This is a genomic window from Corynebacterium sp. (assembly GCF_030535495.1).
Lineage (GTDB): Bacteria > Actinomycetota > Actinomycetes > Mycobacteriales > Mycobacteriaceae > Corynebacterium.
This window is the reverse complement of sequence record NZ_JAUNRW010000043.1, coordinates 8,397-18,715: the sequence shown is the minus strand read 5'-3', so window position 1 is coordinate 18,715 and position 10,319 is coordinate 8,397. Positions and strand designations below refer to the sequence as shown.

The following is a 10,319-nucleotide window of genomic DNA, read 5'->3' as shown; positions in this document are numbered from 1 at the left end:
AAGCAGTACAAGGTTGCCGAAGGCGACCTCGTCAAGGTCGAGAAGATCGAGGGTGAGCAGGGCGCGTCCGTGGCTCTCACCCCGGTTCTGCTCGTCGACGGTGCCAACGTCACGTCCAAGTCCGAGGACCTCGCCAAGGTGAGCGTCGCTGCGGAGATCGTCGAGCACACCAAGGGCCCGAAGATCGACATTCTCAAGTACAAGAACAAGACCGGCTACAAGAAGCGCCAGGGTCACCGTCAGCCGCTGACGGTCATCAAGGTCACCGGTATCAAGTAAGCCAAGGAGGGTAACCAATGGCAACTAAGAAGGGTGCATCCAGCTCCAGCAACGGCCGCGACTCCGAGGCCAAGCGCCTCGGCGTGAAGCGTTTCGGTGGCCAGCAGGTCAAGGCCGGTGAGATCCTGGTCCGCCAGCGCGGCACCAAGTTCCACCCGGGCGAGAACGTCGGTCGCGGTGGCGACGACACTCTCTTCGCCCTCAAGTCCGGTGCCGTCCAGTTCGGCATCAAGCGCAACCGTCGCATGGTCAACATCGTCGAGAACGAGGCTGTGACCGTCGACGCCTAGTGCGTCTTTTCGTCCCGGAGCCCGTCGCACCCCCGCTGGGGAGCGACGGGCTTCGTGCATTATCCCGGCTAGTCTGGGACAACAACCACACCTCCAGGAGGAATTTCCATGTCGCGCTTCGTAGACCGCGTTGTCCTGCACCTGTCCGCCGGTGACGGCGGCCACGGCTGCGTGTCCGTCCACCGCGAGAAGTTCAAGCCGCTCGGTGGTCCGGACGGCGGCAACGGCGGCCACGGCGGTGACATCATCCTCGAGGTGTCCAACCAGGTCCACACCCTCATGGACTTCCACTTCCGCCCGCACCTCAAGGCCTCCCGCGGTGCCAACGGCGCCGGCCGCCACCGCCACGGCGCGCGTGGTGAGGACCTTGTGCTCGAGGTGCCGGTGGGCACCGTCGTCATGTCCGAGCAGGGGGACTTCCTCGCCGACCTCACCGTCCCCGGCACCCGCTTCATCGCCGCCGAGGGTGGCGTCGGTGGTCTGGGTAATGCGGCGCTGGCATCGCACCGTCGGAAAGCTCCGGGCTTCGCCCTCAAGGGCGAGGAGGGCGAGCAGCACGACCTCGTCCTGGAACTGAAGACCATGGCCGATGTCGGCCTGGTGGGATTCCCGTCCGCGGGCAAGTCCTCGCTCATCTCGGTGCTCTCGGCGGCGAAGCCGAAGATCGCCGACTACCCCTTCACCACGCTCGCGCCCAACCTGGGTGTGGTCAATGTCGGGCACGAGTCCTTCACCATGGCGGACGTCCCGGGGCTCATCCCCGGCGCCTCCGAGGGCAAGGGCCTGGGCCTGGACTTCCTGCGCCACATTGAGCGCACCTCCGTGCTGGTGCATGTGGTCGACACCGCCACCATGGACCCGGGCCGCGACCCGATCTCGGACATCGAGGCCCTGGAGGCGGAGTTGGCCGCCTACGAGTCCGTGCTCGACGGTGACCTCGGTCTCGGGGATCTGGGGGACCGCCCGCGGGTGGTCGTGCTCAACAAGGCCGACGTGCCCGAGGCGCTCGAGCTGGCGGAGTTCCTCAAGGAGGATCTGGAGGAGAAGTTCGGCTGGCCGGTGTTCATCGTCTCCGCCGTCGCCCACCAGGGTCTGGAGCCGCTGAAGTACCAGCTGCTGGAGATCATCAAGAAGGACCGCCGCCGTCGCCCGAAGGTGGCCGTGGACACCGAGCACACCATCATCCGCCCGCAGGCCGTCGACGCCCGCAAGAAGGGTCAGCCGGAGTTCACCGTCGAGGAGGACCGCGAGTTCGAGGGTGCCTTCATCGTGAAGGGTGCCAAGATCGAACGGTGGATCAAGCAGACCGACTTCGACAACGACGAGGCCATCGGCTACCTGGCCGACCGCCTTAACAAGATCGGTGTCGAGGATGCGCTGCGCAAGGCCGGTGCCCACGAGGGTGCGCAGGTGACCATCGGTGACATCTCCTTCGAGTGGGAGCCGCTGACCGGTTCCGGTGTGGACCCGACCGTGGCCGGCCGTGGCCAGGACGCCCGCCTGCTGTCCACCGAGCGCACCTCCGCGGCCGAGCGTAAGCGCGCGTCCCAGGCCCGTCGTGGACTCATCGACGAATTCGACTTCGGTGACGGCGAGGAGGCCTCCCGCGATCGCTGGGAGGGCTAGCCGCGGAGGGGTTCGGTAGGCTGGGGGATCATGATTACGCGACCTTCTGGACTGCCCCTGTCCCCCTACCGGAACCAGGACGACGACGTCGAGTTCCCGGGCCCGTCGGTGTCGCCGGAACGAAGCCCCGCGTTCGGCCATGAGTCGGAGATGCGTTCCCACATCACGCAGGCCAAGCGCGTCGTGGTCAAGATCGGTTCCTCCTCGCTGACCAACGACGACTTCATGGTCGACCCCAACAAGATCAACCACATCGTCGACGCCCTGCAGGCCCGCATGGTCCACTCGGACATCATCGTCGTCTCCTCCGGTGCGGTGGCCGCCGGGATGGGCCCGCTGGGCCTGACCCAGCGCCCGACCGATCTGGCCACCAAGCAGGCGGCGGCCGCGGTGGGCCAGGTCCACCTCGCCCACCAGTGGGGGCGTTCCTTCGCCCGCTACCACCGCACGATCGGCCAGGTGCTGCTCACCGCCTCCGACGCCGGTCGACGCGACCGCGCCCGCAACGCCCAGCGCACCATCGACCGCCTGCGCCAGCTGCGCGCCATCCCGATCGTCAACGAGAATGACACGGTGGCCACCTCCGAGATGCGCTTCGGTGACAACGACCGTCTCTCCGCCATCGTGGCCCACCTGACCAGCGCGGATGCCCTGGTGCTGCTGTCCGATGTCGACGGCCTCTACGACCGCAATCCCGCGGAGGCCGACGCCCGCTTCATCTCCGAGGTGCGCAGCGGCCGGGATCTCAAGGGTGTCGTCGCCGGAGACGGCGGCCTGGTGGGTACCGGTGGCATGGCCTCCAAGGTCTCCGCAGCGCGCCTGGCCTCCCGTGGCGGTGTGCCCGTCCTGCTGACCTCCGCCGACAACATCGGCCCCGCGCTCGAGGACGCCTCCGTGGGCACCGTGTTCCACCCGCGCGAGGACCGACTCTCCGCCTGGAAGTTCTGGGCGCTGTACTCGGCGGACACCGGCGGCACCCTGCGCCTCGACGCCGGCGCGGTCAATGCCGTCACCGCCGGTGGCACCTCCCTGCTCGCGGTGGGCATCACCGCCGTGGAGGGTGAGTTCCACTCCGGCGAGATCGTCGACATCATCGGCCCCGACGGTCAGGTCGTCGGCCGCGGCGAAGTGGCCTACGACTCCGAGCAGCTGGTGGGCATGCTGGGCAAGCACACCGACGAGCTGCCGGAGGGGCAGCGCCGTCCTGTAGTCCACGCCGACTACCTCTCCAACTACGCCTCCCGTTTGTAGATGAAGTTCTGCATGTACCCGGGCGTGTGGCCCGGGGTGGTCGCCGAGGTGGAGGCCGCCGGTCACGAGGTTGTGGCGCCGGAGGACGCGGAATTCCTCATCTACACCGGTGGTCCGCTGCCGGACCCGCTGCCCTCGTCGCTCGGCTTCATTCAGTTCGTGTTCTCCGGGATCGACAGGCTTCTCGACGCCGGCCTCATCCGTCCCGGCATCCGCTGGGCGAATGCCGCCGGTGTGTACGGGCGTCCCGTCGCTGAGATCGCCCTGACCCTCCTGCTGGCGCAGCTCCACCACGTCAAGGCGGCAACGTTGGCCGGTTCCTTCTCGGCTCGCGGCCCGATTGACGCCGCACAGGGCTGGCTTTTCGACGGCGGCACCGTCGCCATCATCGGTGCCGGTGGCATCGCCGACGCCCTCATCCCCATGCTCACACCCTTCGGCGTGAGGGTGGTGGCGGTCAACCGCTCCGGACGTCCGGTGGCCGGAGCCGACGAGACCCTCGCGCAGGCGGAGGCCGATCATGTGTGGGAGGAGGCGGACGCCGTCATCCTCGCGGCCCCGCTGACCGCGGAGACCGCCGGGATGGTCGATGCCGACGTGCTGGCCCGCATGAAGCCCACGGCCGTGGTGGTCAATGTGGCCCGCGGGGAGCTCATTGTCACCGATGACCTGGTCGACGCCCTGCGTGACGGGCAGATCGCGGGGGCGGCGATGGATGTCACCGACCCCGAGCCGCTGCCGGATGGGCATCCGCTGTGGCGTCTGCCCAACTGCACGATCACCCCGCACATCGCCGCGACGGGGCGCATCGCGCAGCGAATGATCGCCCCGCAGATCATCGCCAACGCCGCCGCCTTCGCAGCGGGCGAGCGCATGCCGACCGAGGTGGACATCACACTCGGCTACTGAAGTTTTCGGTAGCGTGGTCGCATGAAGTTCGCTTTCCAGCCCCAGGAGTGGCCGGACGCCATCGCCGAGATCGAGGCCGCCGGTCACACGTTCGTCGAGGATATCCGTGAGGCGGATTTCCTCGTCTTCAACGGTGGACCCGACAAGTTCCCGGATCCGCTGCCGGAGAACATCGGCTATGTCCAGGCCACGTTCGCGGGTATCGACGCCCTCCTCGAGGCCGGGCTCATCCGCCCCGGCGGAGTCCGGTGGGCGTGCGCCTCCGGGCTCTACGACGACACCGTCGCGGAATCGACCATCGCGATCCTGCTCGCGCAGTTGCACATGCACAAGATGATCACCCTGGCGGGGGAGTGGTCGGTGCGGCGCGAGGTGGACAAGCGCAAGCAGTGGTTGTTCGACAACAAGACGATCGCCATCATCGGAGCCGGCCGCATCGCGGTGAAGCTCATCGAGATGCTGCAGATCTTCGGGGTGAAGATCATCGCCGTGACCCGCTCGGGGCGCGATGTGGAAGGCGCGGACGAGTCCTACGCCATCGCAGATGTCGATAAGGTGTGGCCGCAGGCGGACGTCGCCGTGGTGCTCGCCCCGCTGACCCCCGAGACCCACCACATGATCGACAAGGATGTCTTCGCGCAGATGAAGTCTTCCGCCGTGCTGGTCAACGTCGCCCGCGGGCCGCTGGTGCACACCGACGACCTCGTCGAGGCCCTGCGTAACGGCACCATCGCCGGCGCCGCCCTCGACGTCACCGACCCGGAGCCCCTGCCTGATGATCACCCGCTGTGGGACATCGAGACCTGCATGATCACCCCGCACACCGCGAACACGTACACCATCATCCAGGAGCGGACCGGCGGCCTGGTCGTGGAGAATGCCGCCGCCTTCGAGCGTGGGGAGACAATGCCGAACGAGGTGAACCTGGACACGGGGTACTGACATCAGGCGGCCTCCCGCCGGCGGATACGGGCGCCGTTGGATTCCGCGGCGGCCTGGGTCTCGTTGAAGATGATGGGCTGACCCGGTCCGGCCCTGCGGCCCACACGTCCCGTGCTGGGGCAGCGGACCATCCACCCACGGCCACCGATACCGGTGCGGGTGTCATCATTGTCCGCGTGATGCGGCGGGCATATCCCGGTGAGGTTGGACAGATCGGTAGTCCCGCCGTCCTCCCAGGGTCTCAGGTGGTGGATGTGCAGATGCACCCCGGCTGTGGTGCAGTCGCCGCAGGTGCACACCCCCTCGGCGGCGAGGAGAGCGATACGCTGCCAGAACGATGCCAGGCGGTGCCCGCGGCCCAGCGCCAGGGGCTGCCCGTCGGCATCGTGGAGCACCAGGACGTCATACTGGGCGGCTCCCAGTCGGAGGAGATCGACCGGGGTGAGTTCGTCTCCGGTGTTGGTGGTGAACACCGAGTCAGCGGAGAGATTCTCGATGTCCTCGGCGGTGACGGAGAAGAGGACCGATCCGACGCCGTAGCGCGAGGCCGACTGCCGGGTGGCACTGACGTTCTGCAGGGAGCGGATCAATTCGTCGAGCCGCCGCTGGCTCAGGGACCTGGTCTCCGGGGTGTCCGGCGGCAGGTTGGCCCCGGAATGCTCGCCGTTGGCCATGATCGCCGCGAGCAATGCGGCGTCGGCCGCCGGGAGGTATCCGTAGAGGCGGCGACCGCCGTCCTCGTCCGGGTCGCTCAGGCCGATGTGCCGCTTGCGGTAGGCGGCGAGGGGATCTTTCACCCCGGCCTTGTTGGCCTGGGCCACCCGGCGACGCAGCCAGGTGCGCAGATCCTCGGGAGTGCGCTTCTCGCCGGCGGCGACGGCCTCGCGGTAGATCTCCTCACGTGAGGGCTGGCAGGTGGGGTTGAGGTGGCGCAGTTCGTCCTCGATGATGCGGAGAATCTCCGCGGAGCGAGCGGCGGCCTGGTCGCGTGCCGCCTTCTGGGCCTGTCGGCGCCGCTCCTCTTCCTCGGCTGCCGCTGCCGGATCAACTGGTTCCGGTTCCGGGTCCGGGGTAGGGGGAGGTGGTGGCGGGCCATAGAGTGATTCGCCGGTCCGCAGCCGGAGCAGCGCCTCCCGCTTGGACAGCTTCAGCTTCTGAATGAGGTATTCCAGCGTGCGCGCGGAACCCACGCGACGCCCCGCCGCGGCCTGGTCGGCGGAGTAGGCGAAGGCGGCGTCGAGCGCGGCCTTGGCGGCCAGGACCGTCTCCAGCTCCTCGAAACTCTCGGCGACAGACTCGAAAACATCAGCGGAGGGGTCGAGCATGATCGACTGCAATATCTCCATCGCGGCAGACATCTGCTGCACGGCCGCCTGGGCCTTTTCCCTCGTCGTCATGGTATTCACCCCTTCCCCGAATGTCGCTTACATGTTCGACAATAAGCGCTCGAATGGCACCTGTCAACCCCAGAAATAAAAAATGTGTTCGAATCCCGACGGCGGCGTCGATAAGCATATTTCGCTACACTCGGAACCCATGACTGAACAGCGCACCGCAGAACGTGAAGAAGTACTGACCAAGGCCCGCGCGGCCAAGGCTGTCGCCCCGGTTCTGGCGCAGCTGGCGTCCGCGAAGAAGAACGAGATCCTCCACGCCGCGGCCGACGCCCTCATCGCGCAGACCGATGACATCATCGCCGCGAACAAGCAGGACATCGATTCCGGTCGCGCCGAGGGGCTCACCGACGCCCTTATCGACCGACTGTCCCTCGACGCCGCGCGCATCGAGGGCATTGCCGGTGGCCTGCGACAGGTCGCCGGCCTCCAGGACCCGGTGGGTGAGGTGCTCACCGGCGGGGTGATGCCCAACGGCATCCAGATGCGTCAGGTTCGGGTGCCGCTCGGTGTCATGGGCATGGTCTACGAGGCCCGCCCCAATGTCACCGTCGACGCCTTCGGGCTGGCGCTGAAGTCCGGCAACGTGCCGCTGCTGCGTGGCTCGCGCACCGCCAAGCACTCCAACGCCAAGCTCGTCGACATCCTGCAGGGCGTGCTCGCGGATTTCGACCTGCCGCGTGAAGCCGTCCAGCTGCTGCCGTGCGACACGCATGACTCGGTGCAGGACCTCATCACCGCCCGTGGCCTGGTCGACGTCGTTATTCCACGCGGCGGCGCCCGCCTCATCGAGACGGTGGTCACCAACGCCACCGTCCCGGCCATCGAGACCGGCACCGGCAACTGCCATTTCTACATCGACGCCGAAGGTGATCTCGAGCAGGGGATCGCCATGATGCTCAACGGCAAGACCCGTCGCTGCTCGGTGTGCAACGCCACCGAGACGGTGCTTATCGACGCCGCCCACGACGACGCCGCCAAGCTCCGCATCATCGAGGCCCTCCAGGAGGCCGGGGTCACCGTCCACGGAGAAGTTGCCGAACTGGAGGCATTCGGCGCCACCGACGTGGTGCAGGCCGACGACTCCGACTGGGGTGATGAGTACCTGTCCATGGACATCGCCGCCAAGGTCGTCGACGGCGTCGAGGGTGCCATCGAGCACATCGCGCGGTGGACCACGGGGCACACCGAGGCCATCGCGACCTCCAACATCGCCACCGCGCAGAAGTTCGCCGACGAGGTCGACGCCGCTGCCGTCATGGTCAACGCCTCCACCGCCTTCACCGACGGTGAGCAGTACGGCATGGGCGCGGAGATCGGCATCTCCACCCAGAAGCTGCACGCCCGCGGGCCCATGGCGCTTCCGGAACTGACCTCCACCAAGTGGATCCTGCAGGGAACCGGCCAGACGCGTCCCTGACCTCGGGTAGGCTCACGTGGCATGTGGGCTATCAGGAAAGTGGCAGCTGGTGCACTGGGGGCCGCCATGTTCGCGGGCCTGGCCCCCACACCGCCTGCCCTGGCCGGGCCGCAGGAATGCCCGGCGGTGGCGGTGCTCGCCGCCCGGGGCAGCGACCAGAATGAGCAGCTCACCCCCACCGTCTACTCGCCGGGATCTGTCTGGGTGTCCAACGGCTACGAGGAGCGCACCATCCGCGCCTTCCTCCACTATGCGGAATCCCGTCACCCGACACTCATGCGTGATGTTCCCGTCATCGCCCTGGACTCCGAGGCCTACCCGGCGAAGCTGCCCCTGCCGGCCCTGGCGCGCGAGGACGAGGACATCCCGCCGCTGGAAATGGCCCGTCGGACCATGGACCTGGTGCGGGAACGACCGGCACATCTCATCGCCTCCGACGCGGTGACGGGGTTCATCGCCAGCGTGCAGGCGGGCGTCGGCAATGCGCTTGACTACGTCGATGACTGGGAGGCGCAGACCGGCTGCGCGCCGGGGTACATCCTCATCGGATACTCGCAGGGAGCGGCGGTGCTCAGCGCGCAGGAGCGGCACCTGGCCGAACGCGGTCAGCTCGTCGGCTCCGTCTACCTGGGCAATCCACTGCTGCGCGAGGGGGATGTGTCCGTCATCGGTGCCCCTGCCCGGGGTGGTGGCATGCTCTCCAGCGTGCCGGGCGAGGTGCAGGCGGACAGCAACCGCATGAACTACTGCACGACCGATGACTTCTCCTGCGACCTCACCATCGACGCCGCCCTGGACGCACTCGCCGCGGGTGGTGGTGTCCACACGCGCTACTTCCTCGATGACCCCACCGACCATGATGAGCTGGTCGCGGACACCTTCGCCGGGTGGATCACCGGATATACTCCGAGTCCATGACTGAGCGCATCGGTGTCATGGGCGGCACCTTCGACCCCATCCACCACGGACACCTCGTCGCCGCGAGCGAGGTGGCGGACCGATTCCAGCTGGACCGCGTCGTCTTCGTGCCCACCGGCCAGCCCTGGCAGAAGGCCGACAAGAAGGTCTCGCCGGCGGAGGACCGCTACCTCATGACCGTCATCGCCACCGCCTCCAACCCGCGTTTCCATGTCTCGCGGGTGGACATTGACCGCGGCGGTGACACGTACACCGTCGATACGCTCACTGACCTGCGGAAGCAGTACCCGGACGCGGACCTGTTCTTCATCACCGGCGCGGATGCGCTGCAGTCGATCCTCACCTGGCGCGACTGGGACAAGATGTTCGACCTCGCGGAGTTCGTCGGCGTCACCCGCCCCGGATACGAGCTCACGGAGGAGATGCTGCCGGAGGCGCATCAGGAGCGCGTGCATCTTATCGACGTCCCCGCCATGGCCATCTCCTCCACCGATGTCCGGCGTCGCGCGGGGGAGGGGCGCCCGGTCTGGTACCTGGTGCCGGACGGGGTCGTGCAGTACATCGCCAAGAATGATCTGTACTGACACCTGCGGCGCACCCTGTGCGTAAACTAGGAAAAGTGCCACGCTCCGTGGGAGACTTATACCTGCTCTTATGCATCAACCCTGTGAAGGACTTCTGTGACTGTTTCTGACGAATCCCGCCGCCTGGCCACCATCGCGGCCCTCGCCGCCGATGAGAAGCTGGGCCGCAACATCGCGGTCTTCGACGTCTCCGACGTCATGGCCATCACCGATGTCTTCGTCGTGGCCTCCGCGGACAACGAGCGCCAGGTCGCCTCCATCGTCGAGGAGGTCGAGGATGAGCTCACCAAGGCCGGTGCCGAGCCGAAGCGCCGGGAGGGCAACCGCGAGAACCGCTGGGTGCTGCTCGACTACGGCGGGTTGGTCGTCCACGTCCAGCGCGATGCGGAGCGCGAGTTCTACGGACTCGACCGCCTCTACCGCGACTGCCCCCTCATCGCCGTCGAGGGCCTCGAACCGCCGGAGCGCCCGGGCACCTGGTCCGAGGACGACGTGGACACCCGCTCCGTGGAGTCCATCGATGAGATTCCGCTCGCCGCTGAAGCGCCGGGTGACATCGACGAGGAGTACTGACCTCATGACACGCCGCCTCATTCTGATCCGCCACGGTCAGACCGACTACAACGCGACCCGTCGCATGCAGGGACATCTGGACACCCGCTTGTCCGACCTGGGGCGGGAACAGGCGGCGCGTGCCGGACAGGCG

General features: G+C 67.4%; 12 protein-coding genes. 11 read left to right on the top strand and 1 reads right to left on the bottom strand.

What is annotated here, in order from left to right; translation table 11 throughout:
- The 6 genes from rplU to Q4F73_RS07010 all read left to right on the top strand — a co-directional run.
- Window positions 1-279: 50S ribosomal protein L21 (gene rplU / locus Q4F73_RS07035; RefSeq protein ID WP_303358647.1), on the top strand; the 279-nt coding region annotated here is incomplete at its 5' end.
- 17 nt (window positions 280-296) lie between these two features.
- Complete coding sequence (rpmA, locus tag Q4F73_RS07030; protein WP_303358646.1) at window positions 297-569, top strand: 50S ribosomal protein L27; 273 nt, start codon at window positions 297-299, stop codon at window positions 567-569.
- Window positions 570-677: 108 nt separating this feature from the next.
- Window positions 678-2,195: a GTPase ObgE gene (obgE, locus tag Q4F73_RS07025; protein ID WP_303358645.1), complete on the top strand. Its 1,518-nt coding sequence runs from the start codon at window positions 678-680 to the stop codon at window positions 2,193-2,195.
- Between the two features lie 30 nt (window positions 2,196-2,225).
- Window positions 2,226-3,446 (top strand): glutamate 5-kinase, encoded by a 1,221-nt coding sequence (gene proB, locus Q4F73_RS07020; protein ID WP_303358644.1) that lies wholly within the window; start codon window positions 2,226-2,228, stop codon window positions 3,444-3,446.
- Window positions 3,447-4,355 (top strand): D-isomer specific 2-hydroxyacid dehydrogenase family protein, encoded by a 909-nt coding sequence (locus tag Q4F73_RS07015; RefSeq protein ID WP_303358643.1) that lies wholly within the window; start codon window positions 3,447-3,449, stop codon window positions 4,353-4,355.
- Window positions 4,356-4,376: 21 nt separating this feature from the next.
- The gene (locus Q4F73_RS07010; protein WP_303358642.1) at window positions 4,377-5,297 is read left to right on the top strand and encodes a D-isomer specific 2-hydroxyacid dehydrogenase family protein; all 921 of its coding nucleotides are present in this window, start codon (window positions 4,377-4,379) and stop codon (window positions 5,295-5,297) included.
- Between the two features lie 2 nt (window positions 5,298-5,299).
- On the opposite strand, the gene Q4F73_RS07005 is transcribed toward Q4F73_RS07010, so the two are convergent.
- Window positions 5,300-6,694 (bottom strand): HNH endonuclease signature motif containing protein, encoded by a 1,395-nt coding sequence (locus Q4F73_RS07005; RefSeq protein ID WP_303358641.1) that lies wholly within the window; start codon window positions 6,692-6,694, stop codon window positions 5,300-5,302.
- A 139-nt stretch (window positions 6,695-6,833) separates the two neighbouring features.
- Here Q4F73_RS07005 and Q4F73_RS07000 point away from each other — a divergent pair, with 139 nt between their 5' ends.
- The 5 genes from Q4F73_RS07000 to Q4F73_RS06980 form a co-directional block, all read left to right on the top strand.
- On the top strand, window positions 6,834-8,111 hold the full coding sequence (locus Q4F73_RS07000) for a glutamate-5-semialdehyde dehydrogenase (RefSeq protein ID WP_303358640.1): 1,278 nt from the start codon (window positions 6,834-6,836) through the stop codon (window positions 8,109-8,111).
- A gap of 21 nt (window positions 8,112-8,132) precedes the next feature.
- Entirely contained in the window at window positions 8,133-9,029 is an 897-nt protein-coding gene (locus Q4F73_RS06995) for a hypothetical protein (protein WP_303358639.1), read from the top strand.
- On the top strand, window positions 9,026-9,613 hold the full coding sequence (nadD, locus tag Q4F73_RS06990; RefSeq protein WP_303358638.1) for a nicotinate-nucleotide adenylyltransferase: 588 nt from the start codon (window positions 9,026-9,028) through the stop codon (window positions 9,611-9,613). The genes Q4F73_RS06995 and nadD overlap by 4 nt, the downstream gene beginning before the upstream one ends.
- Before the next feature lie 96 nt (window positions 9,614-9,709).
- Complete coding sequence (gene rsfS / locus Q4F73_RS06985; RefSeq protein WP_303358637.1) at window positions 9,710-10,186, top strand: ribosome silencing factor; 477 nt, start codon at window positions 9,710-9,712, stop codon at window positions 10,184-10,186.
- A gap of 4 nt (window positions 10,187-10,190) precedes the next feature.
- On the top strand, window positions 10,191-10,319 hold a 129-nt coding region (locus Q4F73_RS06980; protein ID WP_303358648.1), incomplete at its 3' end, for a histidine phosphatase family protein.

Excerpts from the sequence above, each read along its gene's own strand:
- Q4F73_RS06995 (WP_303358639.1), top strand. The coding sequence starts at position 8,133 with ATGTGGGCTATCAGGAAAGTGGCAGCTGGTGCACTGGGGGCCGCCATG.
- rpmA (WP_303358646.1), top strand. The coding sequence starts at position 297 with ATGGCAACTAAGAAGGGTGCATCCAGCTCCAGCAACGGCCGCGACTCC.
- nadD (WP_303358638.1), top strand. The coding sequence starts at position 9,026 with ATGACTGAGCGCATCGGTGTCATGGGCGGCACCTTCGACCCCATCCAC.
- Q4F73_RS07000 (WP_303358640.1), top strand. The coding sequence starts at position 6,834 with ATGACTGAACAGCGCACCGCAGAACGTGAAGAAGTACTGACCAAGGCC.
- Q4F73_RS07005 (WP_303358641.1), bottom strand. The coding sequence starts at position 6,694 with ATGACGACGAGGGAAAAGGCCCAGGCGGCCGTGCAGCAGATGTCTGCC.
- Q4F73_RS07015 (WP_303358643.1), top strand. The coding sequence starts at position 3,447 with ATGAAGTTCTGCATGTACCCGGGCGTGTGGCCCGGGGTGGTCGCCGAG.
- Q4F73_RS07010 (WP_303358642.1), top strand. The coding sequence starts at position 4,377 with ATGAAGTTCGCTTTCCAGCCCCAGGAGTGGCCGGACGCCATCGCCGAG.
- obgE (WP_303358645.1), top strand. The coding sequence starts at position 678 with ATGTCGCGCTTCGTAGACCGCGTTGTCCTGCACCTGTCCGCCGGTGAC.
- proB (WP_303358644.1), top strand. The coding sequence starts at position 2,226 with ATGATTACGCGACCTTCTGGACTGCCCCTGTCCCCCTACCGGAACCAG.